General features: G+C 66.7%; 14 protein-coding genes, 1 tRNA gene and 2 pseudogenes. 7 read left to right on the top strand and 10 right to left on the bottom strand.

What is annotated here, in order from left to right; all coding sequences use genetic code 11:
- Nucleotides 1-73 precede the first annotated feature (73 nt).
- The 3 genes and pseudogenes from G3N64_RS08090 to G3N64_RS08080 all read left to right on the top strand — a co-directional run.
- A complete protein-coding gene (locus G3N64_RS08090) occupies nt 74-955 on the top strand; it encodes an intradiol ring-cleavage dioxygenase (RefSeq protein WP_205783358.1) in 882 nt (293 codons plus the stop codon).
- Entirely contained in the window at nt 952-1254 is a 303-nt protein-coding gene (locus tag G3N64_RS08085; RefSeq protein ID WP_205783357.1) for a Dabb family protein, read from the top strand. The genes G3N64_RS08090 and G3N64_RS08085 overlap by 4 nt, the downstream gene beginning before the upstream one ends.
- A 7-nt stretch (nt 1255-1261) precedes the next feature.
- A pseudogene (locus tag G3N64_RS08080) lies at nt 1262-2002 on the top strand (iron-containing alcohol dehydrogenase); the annotation flags it as partial.
- A gap of 15 nt (nt 2003-2017) precedes the next feature.
- Here the strand turns inward: G3N64_RS08080 and G3N64_RS08075 are convergent.
- Both G3N64_RS08075 and G3N64_RS08070 read right to left on the bottom strand, forming a co-directional pair.
- Complete coding sequence (locus G3N64_RS08075) at nt 2018-2458, bottom strand: nuclear transport factor 2 family protein (RefSeq protein WP_205783382.1); 441 nt, start codon at nt 2456-2458, stop codon at nt 2018-2020.
- Between the two features lie 50 nt (nt 2459-2508).
- Entirely contained in the window at nt 2509-4533 is a 2025-nt protein-coding gene (locus G3N64_RS08070) for an NADPH-dependent 2,4-dienoyl-CoA reductase (protein ID WP_205783356.1), read from the bottom strand.
- 149 nt (nt 4534-4682) lie between these two features.
- On the opposite strand from G3N64_RS08070, the gene G3N64_RS08065 reads away from it, so the two are divergent.
- Nucleotides 4683-5219, top strand: coding sequence for a PadR family transcriptional regulator (locus G3N64_RS08065; RefSeq protein WP_205783355.1), 537 nt, complete (start codon nt 4683-4685; stop codon nt 5217-5219).
- 22 nt (nt 5220-5241) lie between these two features.
- Nucleotides 5242-5886: an SGNH/GDSL hydrolase family protein gene (locus G3N64_RS08060; RefSeq protein ID WP_205783354.1), complete on the top strand. Its 645-nt coding sequence runs from the start codon at nt 5242-5244 to the stop codon at nt 5884-5886.
- A gap of 67 nt (nt 5887-5953) precedes the next feature.
- On the opposite strand, the gene G3N64_RS08055 is transcribed toward G3N64_RS08060, so the two are convergent.
- The 7 genes and pseudogenes from G3N64_RS08055 to wecB form a co-directional block, all read right to left on the bottom strand.
- A complete protein-coding gene (locus tag G3N64_RS08055) occupies nt 5954-6934 on the bottom strand; it encodes an NADPH:quinone oxidoreductase family protein (RefSeq protein ID WP_205783353.1) in 981 nt (326 codons plus the stop codon).
- Nucleotides 6935-7082: 148 nt separating this feature from the next.
- Entirely contained in the window at nt 7083-8912 is a 1830-nt protein-coding gene (locus tag G3N64_RS08050; RefSeq protein WP_205783352.1) for an acyl-CoA dehydrogenase, read from the bottom strand.
- 108 nt (nt 8913-9020) lie between these two features.
- Entirely contained in the window at nt 9021-9788 is a 768-nt protein-coding gene (locus tag G3N64_RS08045; protein WP_205783351.1) for a class II aldolase/adducin family protein, read from the bottom strand.
- Between the two features lie 72 nt (nt 9789-9860).
- Nucleotides 9861-12185, bottom strand: coding sequence for a molybdopterin cofactor-binding domain-containing protein (locus tag G3N64_RS08040; RefSeq protein WP_205783350.1), 2325 nt, complete (start codon nt 12183-12185; stop codon nt 9861-9863).
- Nucleotides 12182-12643, bottom strand: coding sequence for a (2Fe-2S)-binding protein (locus G3N64_RS08035; protein ID WP_205783349.1), 462 nt, complete (start codon nt 12641-12643; stop codon nt 12182-12184). The genes G3N64_RS08040 and G3N64_RS08035 overlap by 4 nt, the downstream gene beginning before the upstream one ends.
- 644 nt (nt 12644-13287) lie before the next feature.
- Nucleotides 13288-13485, bottom strand: a pseudogene (locus tag G3N64_RS08030) (branched-chain amino acid ABC transporter substrate-binding protein); the annotation flags it as partial.
- A gap of 46 nt (nt 13486-13531) precedes the next feature.
- Complete coding sequence (gene wecB / locus G3N64_RS08025) at nt 13532-14749, bottom strand: UDP-N-acetylglucosamine 2-epimerase (non-hydrolyzing) (RefSeq protein WP_205783347.1); 1218 nt, start codon at nt 14747-14749, stop codon at nt 13532-13534.
- A gap of 1330 nt (nt 14750-16079) precedes the next feature.
- Between wecB and G3N64_RS08020 the strand changes: the two genes are divergently transcribed.
- Nucleotides 16080-17168, top strand: coding sequence for a hypothetical protein (locus tag G3N64_RS08020; protein WP_205783346.1), 1089 nt, complete (start codon nt 16080-16082; stop codon nt 17166-17168).
- 48 nt (nt 17169-17216) lie between these two features.
- Nucleotides 17217-19034: a glutamine--fructose-6-phosphate transaminase (isomerizing) gene (gene glmS / locus G3N64_RS08015; protein ID WP_205783345.1), complete on the top strand. Its 1818-nt coding sequence runs from the start codon at nt 17217-17219 to the stop codon at nt 19032-19034.
- A gap of 50 nt (nt 19035-19084) precedes the next feature.
- On the opposite strand, the gene G3N64_RS08010 is transcribed toward glmS, so the two are convergent.
- A tRNA-Arg gene (locus tag G3N64_RS08010) sits at nt 19085-19161 on the bottom strand.
- Nucleotides 19162-19285: the final 124 nt, after the last annotated feature.

Below are 19285 nucleotides of genomic sequence, written 5' to 3'. Positions count from 1 at the left end.
ATCTTTTTTGCGGCCGAGGGAGGAATTAATGTTACGTCAACGCGCCATCCAACGAGATCAGGAGACACCCCCAATGCGCAATCTCAACGAAGACACCATTACGCAGGCCGTGATCGCATCGCTGGGCGGCTGTCGCGACGAGCGGTTGCGCACGGTCATGACCAGTCTCGTCCAGCACCTGCATTCGTTTGCGCGGGAAACGAGGCTCACCGAGGCCGAATGGCACGCCGCGGTCGGCTTCCTGACCGCCGTCGGCCACATCACCGACGACAAGCGCCAGGAGTTCATCCTGCTGTCCGACGTGCTCGGGCTGTCGACCCTCGTCACCGCGCAGAACCATGCGAAGCCGGCCGGCTGCACGGAGGCGACCGTCGTCGGTCCGTTCTACGTCGAAGGCAGCCGCGACTTCGGGATGTTCGACGACATCGCGAACGGCGCATGCGGCGAGCCCTGTTTCGTATCGGGCCATGTGCGCGACATCGACGGCATGCCGATCGCGCACGCCTCGCTGGAAGTCTGGCAAGCCGACGAGGACGGGCACTACGACGTGCAGCTTCCGGCCGGCGACGGATCGGTCACGCATCGCGCGCGCGGCCGGCTGCGCAGCGGCGCCGATGGCCGTTACGCATTCCGCTCGATCCTCGCCGAGCCGTATCCGATTCCGCACGACGGCCCCGTCGGCGCGATGCTCGACGCGCTCGGCCGCCATCCGTGGCGCCCCGCGCACCTGCACTTCATGATCGAGGCACGCGGCCACGAAACGCTGATCACGCACGTGTTCCGCGACGGCGATCGCTATCTCGACTCCGATGCAGTATTCGGCGTACGGTCGACGCTCGTCGCCGACTGGGCCCGGCATGCGCCCGGCATCGCGCCGGATGGATCGCGCATGGAGACGCCGTTCTACACGCTCGACTACGACTTCGTGCTCAATCCAGCGGAGCGCGCCGCATGATCCGGCACGTCGTGATGTGGAACGTCGCAGGCACGACCGAAAGCGAGCGAGCCGTGTCGCGCGCCACCGTCAAGACCGCCTTCGAAAGCCTGCGCGGCCGGATTCCGGGCATGACGCGGCTCGAGGTCGGCGCGGATTTCAGTGCGGCCGATTACGCGTGCGACCTGATTCTCGTCGCCGAATTCGAGTCGCGCGAAGCACTCGACGGCTACGCGACGCATCCCGAACACGCACGCGTACGCGACGCACTGGCCGGCCTGCGCATCGCGCGCCACCAGGTCGACTACGCAACGGAGTGACGACGACATGAATTTCATCTATCAGGCACGCCCCGCTCGCGTGATCTTCGGTGCGGTCAGCCTCGATCATCTCGAACGCGAAGTACTGGAACGCGGTACGCAGCGCGCGCTCGCGCTCTGTACGCCGGAACAGCGCGACCTCGCGCAACGCATCGCCGAGCGGCTCGGCGCGCGTGCGGCCGGGCTGTACGATCGCGCGACGATGCACGTGCCGATCGAGATCGCCCGCGATGCGCAGGCGTTCGCCCAGTCGTGCGACGCGGATTGCGCGATCGCGATCGGCGGCGGCTCGACGATCGGCCTTGGCAAGGCGATCGCGCTCGAAAGCAGCCTGCCGATCCTCGCGATACCGACGACGTACGCCGGCAGCGAAATGACGCCGATCGACGGCCTGACCGAAGGCGGCCGCAAGCGCACGGGCTCCGATGCACGCGTCCTGCCGAAAACGGTGATCTACGATCCCGCACTCACCGTCACGCTGCCCGTCGAGCTGTCCGTGACGAGCGGCCTCAATGCGATCGCGCACGCAGCGGAAGGCCTCTACACGAACAACGCGAATCCGGTGATGAGCCTCGTTGCCGAAGAAGGCATTCGCGCGCACGCGCCGGACGCGATGCAGCGGATCGCCCGCACGATCGGCACGAACGACGCGGCGCGTGGCCTCTACGCACTGGCGCTCGACAACGGTGCGCCGGTCTCGTTGAAGGCGATCGGCATGCAGGAAACCAACCTCGATCGCGCAGCCGAGGGGCCGTGGCCCGACTCAGCCGCCGACCTTGAACGCAGGCAACTGCTGCCCGAGCCGCGCGCCCATTTCCGCGCCGAGCGCCTGCAGCGCATTGAACGGCCGGATCATGACCTCGAATTCGACGATTCGCCCGTCGTCGTCGAAGCGGATCATGTCGATCCCCTTCAGCGCCTTGCCGCCGATGCTCGCGCTGAACTCCAGCACCACGCTCTGGCCGTCATCGGTGACGAACTGGCGGTGATAGGTGAAATTCTCGAGGATCGTGATCACCGTGCGCAGCGCCATCAACAGCGCGGGCGCCGGCCCGTACGGCTTGAACGCCATCGGCGAACGGAACACGGCGTCCGGATGGACGATCGATTCCAGTGCGCCAAAATCCTTGCGTTCGATCATCGCGTGCCACGTGTCGAGCGATTGTGCGACAGCGGGTTGAAGATGCAGCGGTGCGTTCGTCATCGAAGACTCCTGTATCGTCGGGCGGAAAGGAAACGAGTCGGTCTCAAATCTCAAAGGGTGGCGGCAAGCGTCGTGCCCTGGTGAATCGCGCGCTTCGCGTCGAGCTCGGCGGCCTCGTACGCGCCACCGATCACGTGAACCTTGCGCCCGGCGGCCTCCAGTTGCTCCGCCAGTTCGCGCAACGGCTCCTGTCCCGCGCAGATCACGACGTTGTCCACCGGCAATGTCTGCTCGACGCCATCGATCGTCACGTGGAAGCCGTCGTCATCGATGCGCCGGTAGGTCACCGCCGACGACATCCCGACGCCGCGCGCCTTCAGTGCCGTGCGGTGGATCCATCCGGTGGTCTTGCCGAGCCCGTCGCCGACTTTCGACGCCTTGCGCTGCAGCAGATGAATCTGCCGCGCCGCCGGCTCGGGCCGCGCATGGCGCACGCCGCCTGCGTTCGCATACGACGGGTCGACACCCCACTCGGCGAAGAACCGGTTCGCGTCGACCTGTTCTCCGTCTTCGCGATGAGCGAGATATTCCGCGACGTCGAAGCCGATGCCGCCGGCACCGACGATCGCGACGCTGCGGCCCACGGCCTGGCCGTCGCGCAGCACGTCGAGGTAACCGAGCGTCTTCGCATGCGCGACGCCGTCGATCGGCGGCGTACGCGGCACGATGCCCGTCGCGATCACCACTTCGTCGAATTCGCCCTGCAACAGCATCTCGGCGGTCGCACGCGTATTGACGTGGAGCGTCACGCCGCGCAGTTCGATCTGCCGGCGGAAATAGCGCAGCGTCTCGTTGAATTCTTCCTTGCCGGGCACCTTCTTCGCGATGTTGAACTGGCCGCCGATCTCGGCGCCGGCTTCGTACAGCGTCACCGCATGGCCGCGCTCGGCTGCGGTGACCGCGAAGCCGAGGCCCGCCGGCCCGGCGCCGACCACCGCGATCCGCTTGCGCTGCTGCGCGGGGCGAATCACGAGCTCGGTTTCATGGCACGCGCGCGGATTGACGAGACACGACGTGATCCTGCCGCTGAACGTATGGTCGAGGCACGCCTGGTTGCAGCCGATGCACGTGTTGATTTCGTCCGCACGGCCTTCGCGCGCCTTGCGGACGAACTCGGCGTCGGCGAGAAACGGCCGCGCCATCGACACCATGTCGCAATAGCCGTCGGCGAGCAGTTGCTCCGCGACTTCCGGCGTATTGATCCGGTTGGTCGCGACGAGCGGGATGCCGACCTTGCCCATCAATTGCCGCGTGACCCAGGCGTACGCAGCACGCGGCACCTTCGTCGCGATGGTCGGGATGCGCGCCTCATGCCAGCCGATGCCCGTATTGATGATCGTCGCACCGGCCGCTTCGATCGCCTGCGCGAGACGGATCACCTCGTCGAGCGTCGAGCCGCCTTCGACGAGATCGAGCATCGACAGCCGGTAGATCACGATGAAGTTCGCCCCGACGCGCTCGCGCACGCGCCGCACGATCTCGACCGGGAAACGGATGCGGTTCTCGTAAGCGCCGCCCCATGCGTCGTCGCGATGGTTGGTGCGCGCGGCGATGAATGCGTTGATCAGGTAGCCTTCGGACCCCATGATCTCGACACCGTCGTAGCCCGCATGCTGCGCGAGCGCCGCGCATCGCACGAAATCGGCGATCGTCTCGTCGACTTCATCGCTACTCAGCGCATGCGGCGTGAACGGGTTGATCGGCGCCTTCAGTGCGCTCGGGGCGGCAAGCGCCGGATGATACGCGTAGCGCCCGAAATGCAGGATCTGTAGCGCGATCTTGCCGCCCTCTGCATGCACCGCGCGCGTCACGACGCGATGACGCTCGGCTTCCGCTTCGGTCGTCAGCATCGCGCCGCCGGGCGCCGGACGGCCCCGCTCGTTCGGCGCAAATCCACCCGTGACGATCAGGCCGGCCTCGCCGCGTGCGCGCTCCGCGTAGAACGCCGCCATCCGCTCGAAGCCGTTCGGCGCTTCCTCGAGGCCCACGTGCATCGACCCCATCAGTACACGGTTCCTGAGCGACGTGAAGCCGAGCTCGAGCGGGGTCGTCAGATGCGGATAGCGCGGTGTCATCGGGGGTCTCCATTTTTATGCAACAAGTTGCACAGATGGTAGTCCCTCACCCTTTTTTATGCAACCCGTTGCATAAACGAAGCCACCGTCTTGTACCATGGCCCCGATATGGCAAGATGCGGTTCATTCGCGGCCTCCTCCGATCCGACATGTCCCTGCCCCACGCACTTCTCACCGCCCTCGCCGAACGCCCCGGTTCAGGCTCCGAACTCGCCGACCGTTTCGATCGCTCGATCGGCTATTTCTGGCAGGCGACGCACCAGCAGATCTATCGCGAGCTGGGGCGTCTCGAGGAAATGGGCTGGATCGAATCGCTGCCCGCCGAATCGGGGCGCGGCCGCAAGCGCGCGTACCGGATCCTGCCGGCCGGCAAGAAGGAGTTGCGGCGCTGGATCGCCGAACAGGAAGATCCGACGCCGCTGCGCGAAGCGTTGATGGTGCGCCTGCGCGCCGAGGCGGTGCTCGGCCCGGCCGGCCTTGAGGACGAAATCAGGCGGCGCATCGCGCTGCACCAGGAGAAGCTCGACCTGTACCTGCAGATCGAGGCGCGCGATTTTTCGGAAGATGCGGATTCGCGCACGAAGCGCCTGCAGCACCTGGTACTGCAGGCCGGCATCGCGAACGAGCGGTTCTGGGTCGAATTTTCGCAGCACGCACTCGACGTGCTGCGCTTGCCGAAAGACTGAACGACAGACGGAGGAGATGACGATGACGCAGAAAACCGTGCTCTGCTACGGCGATTCGAATACCCATGGCACGCGCCCGATGACGCATGCCGGCGTACTGGAGCGGTTCGCACGCGACGAACGCTGGACCGGCGTGCTGGCGCACACCCTCGGCGCGGGCTGGCGCGTCATCGAAGAAGGGTTGCCCGCGCGGACGACCGTGCATGACGATCCGATCGAAGGCCGGCACAAGAACGGCTTGTCGTATCTGCGCCCGTGCATCGAAAGCCACTTGCCCGTCGATGTCGTCGTGCTGATGCTCGGGACGAACGATCTGAAGACACGCTTCTCGGTCACGCCCGCAGACATCGCAAATTCCGTCGGCGTGCTGCTTGCCGAGATCGCTGCGTGCCGTGCCGGCCCGTCCGGTGCGTCACCGAAGCTCGTGCTGATGGCGCCCGCCCCGATCGTCGAGGTCGGCTTCCTCGGCGAGATCTTCGCGGGCGGCGCAGCGAAGTCGCGGCAGCTCGCGAAGCGGTACGAACAGGTGGCAAGCGATGCCGGTGCGCACTTTCTCGATGCCGGCACGATCATCGAGGTCAGCCCGGTGGACGGCGTTCACTTCGCGGCCGATCAGCATCGCGCGCTCGGGCAGCGGGTCGCGGCCCTTCTGCAGCAGATCGCGTAACGCGCACGAGCCCCTGACCGCAGCCGCGTGGCGCCCACCGGCGAGCGCGGCGCGCGCGGAAGGCCGGTCAGGCGTCCGGCAGGATCACCACCTTGCCCTTCACCTGCCGGTTCGCCATCCGCGCGATCGCGTCGGCCGCACCGGCCAGCGGCACGCGCTCGGTGATCGCAGGCCGCACCTTGCCGGCCGCGAACCATTCGGCAAGCAGGCGCATGTTCGCGACATGCTGCTTCGGATCGCGGCGCACCGCATCGCCCCAGAACACGCCGAGAATGTCGCGCTCCTTGAGCAGCGCCAGGTTCAGCGCGATCTTCGGGATGTCGCCGGCCGCGAAACCGACCACGAGGAACCGGCCGTGCCACGCGGTCGCGCGCAGCGCCGCTTCGCTGTAGGCGCCGCCCACCGGATCGTAGACGACGTCCGCACCGCGCCCGCCAGTCAATTCGTCTACCCGGCGGCGCAGGTCTTCGGTCGCATAGTCGATCGTCTCGTCGGCCCCCGCGTCACGACACAGCGCCAGTTTGTCCGCACTCGACGCCGCCGCGATCACGCGCGCGCCGAGCGCCTTCGCGATCTCGATCGCGGCGAGGCCGACGCCACCCGCCGCGCCCAGCACGAGCAACGTCTCGCCCGGTTGCAGCCGCGCACGCTGCTGCAATGCGTGCAGCGACGTGCCGTATGCGAGCACGAGCGCCGCGCCCTGCTCGAACGTCATGCCCGGCGGCAGCGCGGCAATCTGGTGCACGTCGGCCACGCACTGTTGCGCGAACCCGCCGTGCCCGGTGAACGCGACCACCGAATCGCCCGGCCGCCACGCGGTCACGCCTTCGCCCACCGCGTCGATCACGCCGGCGAATTCGGCGCCCGGCGAAAACGGCAGCGCCGGCTTCGCCTGATACAACCCCTGCACGATCAGCGCGTCGGGAAAGTTGAGCGATGCGGCCTTCACCTGAATCCGGACCTGGCCCGCGGCCGGTTCGGGAATCGCCACGTCCTCGATGCGCAAGCGGTCGATCGGGCCGAATGCGGTACACAACAGGGCTTTCATGTTCGTCTCTCTCCTTGTGCGGCGTAGGCAGGCATCGGGTCAGCCTGCGGGGCACGTCCTCACGGCCGGTTCACGACGCGTACGCGGCAGCCGGCGGAATCGGCATCCGCGACATCGTCAGCCTTCCGGAATGTCGGTGAAGCAATCTTCAGAACCACGCGTCGCGCATGTCGAGCGTCGTCGTATCGACGCTGGACAGCAGATCGAGCTGCGCATCCACTTTCGGCAGTTCCCAGCGGAAGAAATAGCGGGCCGCCGCTCGCTTGCCGTCGTGGAAATCGCCGGCTTGCCCGTGCGCGGCGAGCGTCACGTCGAGCCACAGCCACGCGACGACGAGATGGCCGAACGCTTCCAGATAGACGCTCGCGTTCGCGAGCCGCACCTGCGGATCGCCGATCGCACCCAGCTGTCGCGTGACGTCGACCAGCCGCGCCCAGCGCTGCGCCAGCGCATCGGCCTGCTCATGCAGGCCGGCATCGAGCATGCGCGCACGTTCGACAGTCGCGCCGATTCGTGCATCGAGTGCGTGCAGCAATGCGCCATCGTCCTGTACGACCTTGCGGCCCAGCAGGTCGAGCGCCTGGATCCCGTGCGTGCCTTCGTGAATCGGATTGAGACGATTGTCGCGATAGAGCCGCTCGACCGCGTAATCGCGCGTATAGCCATAACCGCCGTGCACCTGGATCGCGAGGTCGTTCGCGGCGAGACACCACTGCGACGGCCAGCTTTTCGCGATCGGCGTCAGGATGTCGAGCAGGCGCGCGGCATGGGCGCGTACGTCCGCGTCGTCGTGCGCGCGTGCTTCGTCGACCCGCTTCGCGCAGTACAGGATCAGCGCGAGACCGCCTTCGACATAGGCCTTCTGCGCGAGCAGCATGCGCCGCACGTCCGGATGCGCGACGATCGGCGCCTGCGGCGCGGCGGCATCCTTGCCGGCCGGCCCGAGCGGGCGCCCCTGCGGCCGGTTCCGCGCGTAGTCGAGCGCGTGCAGATAACCCGTGTAGCCGAGCGCCACCGCGCCCGCGCCGACACCGATGCGCGCTTCGTTCATCATGTGGAACATATACGCCAGGCCGTGGTTCGGCTGGCCGACCAGATAGCCGATTGCGCCTGCCCGCCCTTCCGGGCGGTAGCGCGTGCCTTCGCCGAAGTTCAGCAGGCAGTTGGTGGTGCCGCGATAGCCCATCTTGTGGTTCAGCCCGGCGAGCACCACGTCGTTGTGCTCGCCCTGCGCCGCGCCGCCGGTGCCCGGCAGGTACTTGGGCACGATGAACAGCGAGATGCCGCGCGTGCCGGGCAACAGCCGGCCGTGCTCGTCGGGAATCTTCGCGAGCACGAGGTGGACGATGTTCTCCGTCAGCTCGTGTTCGCCGCCCGAGATCCACATCTTGTTGCCGGTCAGCCGGTAGCGCGGGCCGAGCGGCGAGTCGCCTTCGAAATCCGCACGCGTCGCGATGTCGGACAGCGACGAACCGGCTTGCGGCTCGGACAGGCACATGGTGCCGAGGTAGCGCCCTTCCAGTTCCGGGCGGGCGAACGCGTCGATCTGCGCGGGGCTGCCGTGTGCGACGAGCAGGTTCGCGTTGGCGACGGTCAGGAACGGATAGGCGGCCGTCGCGATGTTCGCGGCCTGGAAGTACAGGAACGAAGCGGCTTCGACCAGCTTCGGCAAACGCATGCCGCCGAGCGCTTCATCCTGGCCCGCGGCGATCAGCCCGGCGTCCGCAAAGGCGCGCACGGCCGGCTCGACGTCCGGGATCAGCGTCACGCGCTCGCCGTCGAACTGCGGCTCCTCGCGGTCGCCGCGCGCCGCATGCGGCGCGAACAGGTCTTCGGCAATCCGCTCGCTGGTATCGAGCACCGCATCGAACGTCTCGCGACTGTGCTCCGCGTAACGCGGCAGCGCGACGAGCGCTTCCGCGTCGAGCCAGTCATACAGCAGGAACGCGAGATCGCGTCGCGACATCAACAAGCTCATCGTGCTGCCTCCCGGGGTGCCGGCCTCGTCAGCCGAATGAAGGGTCCGTGATTGCGAATGACGGCAGGAATTTAGCACGGTCGTTCGCAAACGACAACGACGGATACCCTAGTCCGCGTAACCGGGATTGCGCCGATCGAGCCGGCGCAGCAAGCCGGGCCAGACGAGCGCGCCGGCCCCCATCCCGCGCGTCACCGCGGCGATCTGCTGCTTGATGCCGTCGAGAATCGGTTGCGCGATCGGCAACAGCGCGGTGCCGCCGGCCTGCGCGCGGACCTGGATCATGCAGGCCGCTTCGAAGAAGTACATCGCGACGAACGCGTCTGCCGGCGTCGCGCCGACGGTCAGCAGGCCGTGGTTGCGCAGCATCAGGTTCGTGTTGGCGCCGAGGTCGCGCACGAGGCGCGCCTTCTCGCCCTCGTTGAGCGCAATGCCCTCGTAGTCGTGGTAACCGAGCGACGCGAGCACGCCGAGCGACTGCTGCGACAGCGGCAGCAGCCCCGCTTCCTGCGCCGACACCGCGACGCCGTTGATCGAATGCGTATGCATCACGCACAGCGCGTCGTCGCGGGCCGCATGCACCGCGCTGTGGATGGTGAAGCCGGCCGGGTTGATTTCGCACGGTGATTCGGACACCTTGCGTCCGTCGAGATCTACCTTCACCAGCGACGATGCCGTGATCTCGTCGAACATCATCCCGTATGGGTTGATCAGGAAATGGTGCTCCGGGCCGGGCACGCGCGCGGAAATATGGGTGAACACGAGATCGTCCCAGCCGAACAGCGCAGTGAGACGATAGGCCGCCGCGAGGTGGACTCGCGCATCCCATTCGGCGGGGGAAACCGACTGCTTCACACTGACTTCGGACGAGGCCACGTCACGCTCCTTGCTCAGGGGTCGATGTGCACCGGGCCGCATGATGCGGCCCGGCGTGGGGAATATTGTGCGTCAACCCGCGTGCGGCTTCGCCAGTTGATCGGCAACCGGCAGGCTGCGGATGCGCGTGCCGGTCGCCGCGAAGATCGCATTGGTCAGCGCCGGCGCGACAGGCGGCAGGCCCGGCTCGCCCACGCCGCCGAGCGGCGTCGCAAAATCGTCCGGCGCGACGAGATGTACGCGGATTTCGCGCGGTGCTTCGTTCATTCTGAGCACCTGGAAGCCGTTGAAGTTGCTCTGCTCCGGATGACCGTCCTTGAACGTGATCTCGCCGTGCAGCGCGATGCCGAGCCCCATCACGACCGCGCCCTCGAGCTGCGAACGTACGCGCTCCGGATTGACCTGCGGCCCGCAGTCGATCGCGATGTCGACCCGCGGCACTGAAATCCTGCCGTCGGCATCGACCTGCACCTCGCACACCGCCGCCGTATACGACACGAAGCTGCGATGCGCGGCGATTCCAAGCCCGTGCCCCTTCGGCAGCTTGCGCCCCCAGCCGGCTTCGCGCGCGACCGTCTCGACCACGCGCCGCAGCCGCCCGGTATCGACCGGATACAGCGCGGGGTCCTCGCCGTAGTTCACGTTCTTCACCGTGATGTGCGGCTCGAAACGCCGCGCGGGCCCGATCAGGTCGAGCAGAAAATCCTTCGGGTCGCGGCCGGCCGCGTGTGCCAGTTCCGACACGAAGCTCTGGATGCCGAATGCATGCGGGATGTTGTAGACCGAGCGGAACCAGCCGATCCGCGTGTGCGCTTCCGCGGCCGGATTCTCGATCCGCACGTTCGGAATCGCGAACGGCAGGTCGGCGATCCCCTGCGCGAGCTCGCCCGGCTGCTCGTGCACGACGCCGGCCCTGAACGTCGACTGGATCGACGGCGCGACCGTGCGATGCTGCCACGCCACCACTTTCCCCGACGCATCGATCCCGCCGTCGAACGCTTCGAGCGACACCGCATGGAAATAGTCGTGCGCGATGTCGTCCTCGCGCGTGAACGTCAGCTTGACGGGCGCGCCGAGCGCCTTCGACAGCAGCGCCGCCTCCACCACGTAGTCGGGCTTCGACTTGCGGCCGAACCCGCCGCCGAGCAGTGTTACGTTGACCGTCACGCGTTCCGTCGGCAATCCGAGCGCTTTCGCGACCTCGTCGCGCGTGGTCTGCGGCGCCTGCGTGCAGGTCCACACTTCGCAGCGGCCGTCGGCCACGCGCGCGACGGCCGCAGGCGGCTCCATCGTCGCGTGCGCGAGATGCGGGATGTAGTACGTCGCCCGCACGCGTTTCGCGGCGCCGGCCAGCGCCGCCGCTGCGTCCCCGTCGTTGCGGATCACGTCGCCCGGTTGCGCGGCGGCCGCTTCGAGCGTCTTGCGATACGCGGCCGAGTCGTAGTCTGCGTTGGGTCCGCGCTTCCAGTCGATCTTCAGTTGCGCGCGTGCCTGGATCGCTGTCCACGTATCGCGCGCGACGACGGCTACGCCGCCAAGCGGCTGGAAACCGGACGGCAGCGGCGTCGGCGCGAGCTGCACGACCTTGACGACGCCCGGCAGCTTCTCCGCGGTCGATGCGTCGAACGACGCCACCGTGTCGCCGTAAGCCGGCGGTCGCGCGACGACCGCATACAGCATCCCATCGAGCCGCGTGTCGATCCCGTAGTGCGCACGGCCGCCGACGATGTCGCGTCCGTCGATCAGCGCCGTTTTGCCCTTGCCGATATAGCGAAACTCGGCCGGCGCTTTCAGCACCACCGTTGCCGGATCCGGCGCCGGCAGCGCGGCCGCTTTCGCCGCCAGTTCGCCGAAGCCGAGCTTGCGTCCGCTCTTCGTGTCGACGACCTCGTGCACCGTCGCCTTGACCTGACGCGCATCGACACCCCACGCCGCGGCGGCAGCCTGTTCGAGCATCGTGCGCGCGGCCGCGCCCGCGCGGCGCAACGCGGCAAAGCTCTGGCGCAGGCTGCGCGACCCGTCGGTATTCTGGTTGCCGTAGCGCGGCTCGTCGCCGACGGCCTGCGCGACCTTCACGCGTGCCCAGTCCGCGCCCAGCTCGTCCGCCACCACGAGCGCGACGCTCGTGCGCACGCCCTGCCCCATTTCGGAGCGGATGCAGGTCACGGTGACCGTACCATCGGGCGCGATCGCGACGAACAGGTGTGGATCGTCGCGCAACCCGTGCGGCATCCCCGCGCCGCCATACTGCGGATTCGCGCTGACGGGGGGCTGCACCGGTGCAGCCGCATGGACGAGCGACGGCACGCCGAACGCGAGCAACAGCCCGCCGGACGCGAAGCCGAGCAGCAGCGCGCGGCGGCTTTCGTTCTGGACGGAGAGTTCGGGCGCGCTCATGCGGCACCTCCGCGGCGCACGGCCAGGCGGATCGCCGCGCGAATGCGCGTATAGGTGCCGCAGCGGCAGATGTTGCCGGACATCGCATCGTCGATGTCGGCGTCGCTCGGATGGGGATTCGTCGTCAGCAGCGACGCGGCCTGCATGATCTGCCCGGACTGGCAGTAGCCGCACTGCGCGACGTTCAGTTCCTGCCAGGCCTGCTGCAGCGGATGAGTCAGGTCCGTCGACAGTCCCTCGATCGTCGTCACGCGCTTGCCGGAAGCGGCAGCGACCGGTGTGATGCACGACCGGATCGCAACGCCGTCGAGGTGCACGGTGCAGGCGCCGCACAGTGCCATGCCGCAACCGAACTTGGTGCCGGTGTGGCCGAGCACATCGCGCAGATACCAGAGCAACGGCATGTCGGGATTGCCGTCGAAGTGCCGCTCGCTACCGTTGACGGTCAGCGTGATCATCGTTCACCTCCTGTTCGAGGCGCCCGCATCGCACTACGGGTGCCGGGTGGGGATTCGAACGGCAGCGGGTGCGTTCTACTGCGCCGGCCCGGTGCCGTCTTATGGACTGCTCCGCCGGCAGAACCGGCGGTCGATGCGTTGTTATCGGCGCGGCTGGCCGGGGGCGGCTATCGGGCATGCAATCCGGATTGATAGCGGACACGCACCAGCCCGGATTCTGCCCCATGCAAACCGTCATTCAGGCAACGCTGCCATGTCGGGACTGCCAGAAACGGCACCCCGGATCGCGGCGCCTGCGCGCCATGTTCGGCCCCGGCGGCGTCGACATCGCTCCGGGGAGCCAGAATCATCTGCAGAATGGCCCGGGCTCCAACTCTAACTGATGTGCGGCAGTTTTGCGCCGTCGGCACGTATCGTGACTGACGTGGCGAACCGGGGAAATGTCGAGAAGGATTCGATGACGCATGACGTGCGTCATGCGGACGGGACCGGCTGACGAGCCGGTTCCGGCGAGCGGTGCGATGGGGACGCGAGGCAGCCGCCCCATCCACGAAGGACGTTGCGCGTGCCCAAGTGATTCGAGCGCCACGCCCGGAGGGGGCGTCCCGCGAATCAAGGTGCCGGTGGTTCGCGGCGATGCTTCGTTACATCCGGACCACGTCCGCCACAGCCTTCTTGTGGTCCTTGAAGCGATAGATCGTGATCGCGGCATTCTTCAGGTCGCCGCGAGAATCGAACGCAATCCTCCCGGTCACCTTGTCAAACTGCGTGGCTGCCATCGCCGCGAGCACTTTCGCGCGATCGGTCGACCCGGCACGCTTGATCGCATCCGCACGCAAGTGATCGCCGGACATCCCGCTCGCACGGCATGCGGCTACCCCACCACGCTCACGGCGACCGCAACGCCTGCAACCCCAACGTGAGCGCGTTGAACGGCATCTCCGACGCCCCCATCGAAAAGCTCGTCGCCTTCGTGGGTACCCCCGGATTGCGCATCAGCGCGTGAACGATCCGCTCGCTCGCATGACCGTCGCCATACGGATTGCTGGCGCGCGCCATTTCCCCGTAAGCGCTCTCGCTGTCGAACAGCCGTGACGCCTCCCACACGATCCGCTCGTGATCGGTGCCGACGAGCCGCGCGGTGCCCGCCTGGATCGCCTCGGGCCGCTCCGTCGTGTCGCGCGTGACCAGCACCGGCTTGCCCAGTGCCGGCCCCTCTTCCTGAATGCCGCCCGAATCGGTGATGATGAAATGCGCGCGCGACATCAGGAATACGAACGACAGATACTCTTGCGGCTCGATCAGGTAGATGTTCGACAGGTGGCCGAGCCGTGCGCGCGCCGGCTCCCGCACGTTCGGATTCATGTGCAGCGGATAGACGAACTGCGCGTCGGGATAGCGGTTCGCGAGCGTGCACAGCGCATCGCAGAAATTCTGGAACGGCTCGCCGAAACTTTCACGACGATGCCCGGTGATCAGCACGACGCGCCGCGACGGTTCGAGAAACGGAAACTGTCTCGCGACCTTCTCCGACAACTCCGTGGTGTGATCCAGCATGCGCTTGACGTCGTGCAGCGCATCGATCACGGTGTTGCCGGTCAGCACGACCGCCCCGCCCGGCACGCCCTCGCTGAGCAGATTGTCGCGTGCCTGCCCGGTCGGCGCGAAATGCCATGACGACACCGCATCGGTCACGCGGCGGTTCAATTCCTCCGGCCAAGGCGACCAGATGTCGCCGCTGCGCAAGCCAGCCTCCACGTGGCCGACCGGCAGATAGCGGTAGAACGCCGCGAGACTGACCGCCAGCGTAGTCGTCGTGTCGCCGTGTACCAGCACGACATCCGGACGCAATTCGTCGAAGACGATGCCGATTGCCTGCAGAATGCCGGTCGTGACGTCGGTCAGTGTCTGACTTTGCCGCATCACGTTGAGATCGTAGTCGGGCGTGATGTCGAACAGCGTCAGCACCTGATCGAGCATTTCGCGGTGCTGCGCGGTCACGCATACCCTGGCGTCGACACCCGCTTGTGCCTTCAATGCACGCACCAGCGGTGCCATCTTGATGGCCTCCGGCCGAGTCCCGAACACAAGCAAAATCTTTTTCATCGTTATCCTCGTTGAGCCGTTTCGCGCTGAATGACCCTGCTCGTGGCGCGAAGCATGTAATCAGGTGGCGCCTCCCGTACTCGCACGCGGTCGCCACGTTGTGGTGCCTCGGAGCGAGCGCGCCGCCCTGTCTGCGCGGTCTACGCCACGCGAATCGTCGTACTACCGGCGTCTCGTTGCACTTGATCCGTCACGTCATGAGTCGTTCCTCGCGCGGCCAGGCGTCACGTCTGTTCGTCAAATCACGCCCCTTCCACTACAGCAAAATTCAAACCAGCCGCCCTGCGGCCGCGTCCGCTTCGCACCGCACGCACCGCGCACACGTGGCGCGCGACGGAATGTTTCACAACTGCTACGCGTTTCGCATCGCCGCTCAGGCGCATACAGGCAAACATTCGGGCAGTCGCACGGCCCCTTTGGCATCGTCGTCCGACGATTCACGAACTCGTGTCGAGCGTCCATTGCGCATCGGATCTCACGCATCTGTCGAAGCGCGTTGCTTTTCCTTGTTCCACCACTCTTATCTGCGCAGTGGGCGACGCAATCGACCGCCTTGCCGCGGTCATGCATGAGGGATTTACCCGACATGCAACGTCGTTCACGTCGCACGAATCGGCGGGTCGGAAATGTTGCGAATGTGTAACGCAGATCCGGAACGGGGTCATTACACCGGGATCCGGTTCATGCAAAGCATGCGACCGGCCGGAACGCACCTGCATCCCGGCCGATGTACACGCAACGACCGGCGTGAGGCACGCCACCGCTCAGTGTCGTGCTGCCAAGGCGGCACAGGTTCGGCAGACAATTGGCTCGCCGCACGACGCATGCGGGCCGCAACGCCGATCGCGCGCGGACATTCGGCCTGCGCGCACGCTGATTCTTCGATGAATCAAAAATTGCCGCCGCCGGCCGCGCGAGGCACCCGGCCGCCCCCCCTGCCCCTTGCTGCGGGCGGCATCGCGGCCGATGGCTCACGCCTTGCTTAGTGACAGTCAGGTGTGCCTCGCAGCGCTCGCCCGACAGCGGTCGAACGGGGACACCCAGGCAAAGAAACCGGGACGAAACGCGACGCGTCCGCCTGGAGCGAAAGACAAGCGCTCCTGCGCGCCGAACGTGCCGAAGTGTCCTGTTGAAGTACGCGCGATCTGCGAGCCGGGTTTCGGTTCCGATATAAAGAACCGGCCCGTGCACGCACATATCGCTACCCGCCTCGGGTTTACCGGTACCACGGTGAGCCGAGCCACAACGTCGACACGCTCGCCGGGCGCGACGCGGCCAACGCCGCGCCCGGCGACGATTGCACAGGACCGCCGCGCAGGAGCCCCAGATCATGAACCGGCCCGCGCTTTGCCCGACCGCACGCGCACGCGTAGCGGCCACCGTCGCGCTGTGCCGCCTGTGGCACGTCGCCTCCTGTATCGCCGCGTGCGGCTTCGTACTGCACGCGAGCGCCACCGAACTCCGGCTCGACGGGCTGTACCAACGCGCCGACGGTGCGATCACCGTGCGCCTGAACGGCATCGGCGTCGATCCGTATTTCGCGGCGAAGGCGCTGCTCGCCGCGTCCGACGCGCAACTCGATGCCCGTCAGGCCGCACTCGCGTGGATCGCATGGTTGCTGCCGCGCCAGCGTCCGGATGGCGGCTTCGATCGCTACTGCGTGAAGAACGGCCGCTACCGCGCATGTGCCGAAGCGGAAACCGACGACGCGATGATGGCGACCTGGATCGAATTGCTCGCCCGCTTCGCGCCGCCCGATGGCTTGCCCGCCGCGTGGGAACTCAGCCTGAACCGCGCTGGCATGCATCTGGACACGCTGCTCGACAAGCCCTCCGGGGTCTATCAGATCTCGTCGTCGCTGCACGTCGCGCTGCTGATGGACAACGTCGAGGTACACAGCGCGTTCCAGGCGCTCGCGGCGTACTACGTCCGGCGCGCCGACCACATGCGTGCAGGCCCGTGGATCCAGCGCGCCGACCAGCTTGCATCCGCGATCCTGAAGGTGTTCTGGCGCGGCACTGCCTCCGGCTTTCGCGCCAGCACGCTGCAGGTCAGCGATACGAGCTTTTATCCGGCGAAGATCGCGCAGATCCTCCCTCTCTTGTCCGGTATTCAGGTACCCGAAAAATCGAACGAGACGATCTATTCGCAGTGGATGCGGAAGTACGGCAAGAGCTGGCATCAACTTGCCAACACCGATTATCCGTGGAGCTTGATCGCGCTGGTCGCGCTCAAGATGAACGATTGGGGCACGGTCGCGTGCTGGCAGGCACGATCGGGGCCGTACCGGCACGACGCACACTGGAACGTACTGGAGGAGTCGCTTTATCTGGCATTCGAAAACCGGATGGCTGCCCCCGTCGCACCCGCTCGATGCGGATTCACGACGGCGGCGGCAACGGCAACCGCATCGCGCTGACGCAACGGTGCGCGCGGTTGATGATCACTGAAAGGGAAGGAGACGTGTATGTGTGGCATCGTCGGCGCGGTCGCGCAACGGGACATCGTCCCGATTCTGATTGAAGGTTTGCGTCGCCTCGAATATCGCGGCTACGATTCATGCGGCGTGGCGACGGTCGTCGACGGGCAGGCGCGTCGCGAGCGCAGCGTGTCGCGCGTCGCCGATCTCGACGCGCACGTGCGCACCGCCGGCCTCGCCGGCAGCACCGGCATCGCGCACACGCGCTGGGCAACGCACGGCGCGCCGGCAACCTGCAACGCGCATCCGATCTTCTCGCGCGACGAAATCGCGCTCGTGCACAACGGCATCATCGAGAATCACGAAACGTTGCGCAAGCAACTTTCCGACGAGCACTACGAGTTCGATGGCCAGACCGACACCGAGGTCGTCGCGCACCTGATCCACAGCAAGTATCGTGGCGACCTGCTCGCCGCCGTGCGCGCGGCGACGTCGCAGTTGCACGGCGCCTACGCGATCGCCGTGTTCAGCAAGAACGAGCCGCAGCGGCTGATCGGCGCGCGGGTCGGCTCGCCGCTCGTCGTCGGCGTGAAGGACGGCGAATGCTTTCTCGCGTCCGACGCGCTCGCGCTCGCCGGCATCACCGACCGCTTCATCTTTCTCGAGGAAGGCGACATCGTCGAGTTGACGCCGGGCGGCGTGCGCGTGCTCGATCGCAGCGGCGCGCCGGTCGAGCGCGCGGTGCAGACCATTTCATCCGCGCAGGCGGCGGTCGAACTCGGGCCGTACCGGCATTTCATGCAGAAGGAGATTTTCGAGCAACCGCAGGCCGTGGCGGCGACCATCCCGGATGCGGGGCTGTTCGATCCTGCCGTATTCGGGCCCGACGCCGCGCGGGCGTTCGAACAGATCGACAACGTGCTGATTCTCGCGTGCGGCACGAGTCACTATTCCGGCCTGACCGCGCGCCGCTGGCTCGAGACGATCGCGCGCGTGCCCGCGCAGGTCGAGATCGCGAGCGAATACCGTTACAGCGACGCGCTCGCGATGCCGAATACGCTGGTGGTGAGCGTATCGCAATCCGGCGAGACCGCCGACACGCTCGCCGCGCTCAAGTACGCGCAGGCGCTCGGCCACATCGACACGCTGGCGATCTGCAACGTGCCGACCAGCGCGATGATGCGGCAGGCCGGCCTGCGCTTCCTGACAAGGGCCGGCCCGGAAATCGGTGTCGCGTCGACCAAGGCGTTCACGACGCAGCTCGTCGCGCTGTTCATTCTCGCCGTCACGCTCGGGCGGCTGCGCGGCTACGTCGACGATGCGCAGCTCGCGCGCTACGCGATGCAACTGCGGCGGCTGCCCAGCGCGCTCGAAGACGTGCTCGGGCTCGAGCCGCAGATCGAACGCTGGGCGGCGGAATTCTCGCAGCACGAGAATGCGCTGTTTCTCGGGCGCGGGCTGCACTACCCGATCGCGCTCGAAGGTGCGCTGAAGCTGAAGGAGATTTCGTATATCCACGCGGAGGCGTATCCCGCGGGCGAGTTGAAGCACGGACCGCTCGCGCTCGTGACCCATACGATGCCCGTCGCGACGATCGCGCCGAACGACTCGCTGCTCGAGAAGCTGAAGTCGAACATGCAGGAAGTGCGGGCGCGCGGCGGGCAGCTTTACGTGTTCGCCGATGCCGATACGCGGATCGACAACAGCGAAGGCGTGTCGGTGTTGCGGATGCCGGATTACTACGGGCTGTTGTCGCCGATCCTGCACGTCGTGCCGTTGCAATTGCTCGCGTATCACGCGGCGTGCTTGCGTGGGGCGGATATCGACAAGCCGAGGAATTTGGCGAAATCGGTGACGGTTGAGTGACGGGTTGGGTAACCCGGGGCGGACTGGTGAAGGTCTTCGAGGGATCCAACTGGCCCGCCCTACACGATTCGAACGTGTGACCTACGGCTTAGAAGGCCGTTGCTCTATCCAACTGAGCTAAGGGCGGTCGGGGAGAAAAGACACGGCCAACACGGGCTGCATTTGACACAAGGCCTCGATCGACGGCGGAACCACCCAACTCGAAGCCCCGAAACAAAACAGGCCCGGCATGAGGCCGAGCCCGAAATTAT

Source organism: Burkholderia sp. Ac-20344 (assembly GCF_017104975.1).
Taxonomy (GTDB): domain Bacteria; phylum Pseudomonadota; class Gammaproteobacteria; order Burkholderiales; family Burkholderiaceae; genus Burkholderia.
Note: the sequence above shows the minus strand (reverse complement) of the source record. Positions and strands in the feature narration are given on the sequence as shown.